This is a genomic window from Citrobacter sp. 50677481 (genome assembly GCF_001463265.1).
Lineage (GTDB): Bacteria > Pseudomonadota > Gammaproteobacteria > Enterobacterales > Enterobacteriaceae > Citrobacter_A > Citrobacter_A sedlakii.
The window spans coordinates 1-2123 of record NZ_LNHZ01000042.1 but is presented as its reverse complement, the minus strand read 5'-3'; the positions used below and the strand labels follow the sequence as shown (position 1 = coordinate 2123).

Annotated in this window: 1 protein-coding gene; it reads right to left on the bottom strand. The window is 51.5% G+C overall.

What is annotated here, in order from left to right; all coding sequences use genetic code 11:
• A partial coding sequence (locus tag APU02_RS10400) for a hypothetical protein (RefSeq protein WP_131729038.1) occupies window positions 1-1649 on the bottom strand: 1649 nt, incomplete at its 3' end.
• Window positions 1650-2123 lie beyond the last annotated feature (474 nt).

Below are 2123 nucleotides of genomic sequence, written 5' to 3'. Positions count from 1 at the left end.
TCGCCCAGTTGGGTGTTCATCACGAGATTACCGTTGACGCCGGTATAGTCGCCGTTCACCGTCAGGGTTTTAAACGTCGCCGCGTCGCGGGTCAGCGAACGGGTCGTCGCGCTGGACGGCATAAAGGTCAGCGTCGAATCGTTCAGCGACAGGTTGGTCAGCTGCGAGTCTTTGGTCATATTCCAGACCGATTGCTCCGCCAGCGACAGGTTGCTCACCGCATCGTCAGTGGTTGCTGCGCCGCCATCAAAACGGGACTGGTTAATCGCGGTGATATCAATCGTCGCAGCATCTTTTGCCTCCAGCGTCCCCACAATATGGACTTTCTGCGGATTGATGGTCACGCGGGAGTCGGCATTTTCAGCCAGGATCGCGACAGCATCCGGGTCGTTGTAATTCACCCCCATCCGCACCTCGCCATTCAGGGTGATTTCGCCGCCCTTATCCGCATGTAGATAATTCCATCTCCCGCTGCGGGTGGCGTCGACAACGTCAATATCCAGACTGCCGTTAACGGCGATTTTCCCTGCGGCTAACGCCTGATCCATCGAGGCATACAGCCCGGTGCCCGTTGTCTGCTGATGCCCTTTCGCATCAAAAGTGATACTCAGATCGTCGCCGGTATAGACCGTCGAGCCCATTGAGTCGACGCCATCAAGCACCGTCTGATCCGCGCCTGCGTTAAGTCGCATCGTGGTGGTGCCGACGGTAGTGACAGCGGCATCCACATCGACGCCCGGAAAACCGTCTGACAGCCAGATACCGGACGCCACGCCGCCGACGGCGTTGACGGTGACGTCAAGGACTGTATCGCCAAGCGCTTCAACTTTGCCGCCGTTAGCGCTAATCCCGTCAGCAAACTGATCGGCTACCGAGGTCACGGTCGCATTCTGATAGCGAATAAGCGAACGGGCGCTCTCTTCCATCGCTTCGGAAATGATCCCGCCAGCATACCCCGTCCCCTTACTGTTGAGGATAACGTTCTCAGCTTCAATGCGGGTGCCATATTTTGCATACACGCCGAAAGCATTGCTGTTTGCCCCGGTCACTGTGGTATTCACAGTGGTATTACCGCTTAAGAGAATGGAACCATTGTTTTTCGCGCCATAAATCCCGGCGATCCCTTTATCATCACGCTTATGGCTCATGTTAACCGTTAAATCATCAGCAACGATCTGCGCCTGTTGCGCATTCAGAGGGGCGCTGATGTTTTCTTCAGTCATAATCGTGACTGCAGACATAAAATCATAATCAGCGTCAAGCGGCAGATCCGGTCTGCCGGGTACGGTTCCGGGAATATAATCACCAATAATATGATTCACGGTAGAGCCGGAACCTAAGTTGATAGTGCCGCTGTTAACCAGCAGGATCGTCCCGCTGGCCAGCATGAAATCACCCGTTTCAAACTCCCCACGGCCACTCACCAGCGCCGTTCCGCCCGGGTTATTAATGGTCACGCTGCCGTTATTGGCCACGGAGATAGTGTTATGTTCACCCGAAGTACTGACGATGCTATATGTCCCACCGTCGGCAAGCTCCCCGCTTCCGGTCATCACGCCATTTTCATTATAAAGTTCAGCATGAACATAGTTGGTCATCAACAGGCTGCTGACAAGGAGCGCTGTTGTGGTTAATTTAAATTGTTTCATATCGGTATCCGTAACAGACATCGCGGCGCTAAGACGTATTGCGTGCAATAACGCCATGGCCGATGTGCAATTCCTGGGTTAAACAAAAGTGAAAAAACGCCGGTTATTCCGGGAGAGGTCTTTGCCGATGCTCGCGGTGGCTTCTGTGCGCCATTTTCCACCTGCACAGCAACAGGACAAATGAAATGACCTTAGCTAAAAAATTAAATTTATTATCTAAATATAAAAAAATACCTTTTTAATATATAAGTATTTTATTTTTTAGCAGTGTTTTATTCTTTTAAAATCAGGGCAGGAAAATCTTAAGATCATCCCGTTAAGCAATACCCACTTTTTTAGAGTGGGTATTTCCGCAGTGTAAGTATCACCGGTAAATGTCGGATAAGGCGCAACGCGCCTTATCCGAGGTGACTTATCAGAACGACGCTTTAATACCAATCATCGCCGAGGTGTCGCTGTAGCCTTTGTCACCGA